The following is a 590-nucleotide window of genomic DNA, read 5'->3' as shown; positions in this document are numbered from 1 at the left end:
GCACAGGCATCGGTGTTTCATGAGCATAGCCGAGGAGTCTCTCAAAAAGACTTATCGGAGCGTTATAAGAAAGGTAAAGCGACTATAGAGCGTTGGTATCAGCGGCATTATGAAGAACAACATAGAGAGTTACTTAATAAGCCCTGTCCTGTAGTGCTTGGTATTGATGAGCATTTCTTTAGTAAGAAGGAAGGTTTTGCTACTACTTTATGTGACCTGAGAAAGCATAAGGTCTTTGATGTAGTTCGAGGGCGAAGTGAAGGAGATTTAAAAGACTACCTACAGCAGCTGCCTGGGAAAGAACGAGTTAAAGTCATCTGTATGGACTTAAGTAGTACCTATCGGTCTATTGTAAAAAAATACTTTCCTAATGCAATGATAGTTGCCGATAGATTCCATGTGATTCGTTTAATTCAACATCAATGTATGATGACTTACCGAGAACTCTCCAGTGAAATAAAAAGCAATAGAGGTATCTTAGCCTTATTGAGAACCAGGCCTGATAACCTGAGTGAAGAAAAGAGGGCTAAAAGAGACGCATTTTTAATTCAAAATCCGGCTATCGATGCAATCTATCGATTCCAACAACA

1 protein-coding gene is annotated in these 590 nt (G+C 39.7%); it reads left to right on the top strand.

Features of this window, described 5'->3' with window-relative positions; translation table 11 throughout:
• Positions 1 to 590: transposase (locus tag E1O52_RS13030; RefSeq protein WP_165474837.1), on the top strand; the 590-nt coding region annotated here is incomplete at both ends.

The sequence above is a fragment of the Legionella nagasakiensis genome, from assembly GCF_900639915.1.
Lineage (GTDB): Bacteria > Pseudomonadota > Gammaproteobacteria > Legionellales > Legionellaceae > Legionella_A > Legionella_A nagasakiensis.
The sequence above is the reverse complement of the archived record's forward strand: the minus strand, read 5'-3'. Positions and strand labels throughout refer to the sequence as shown.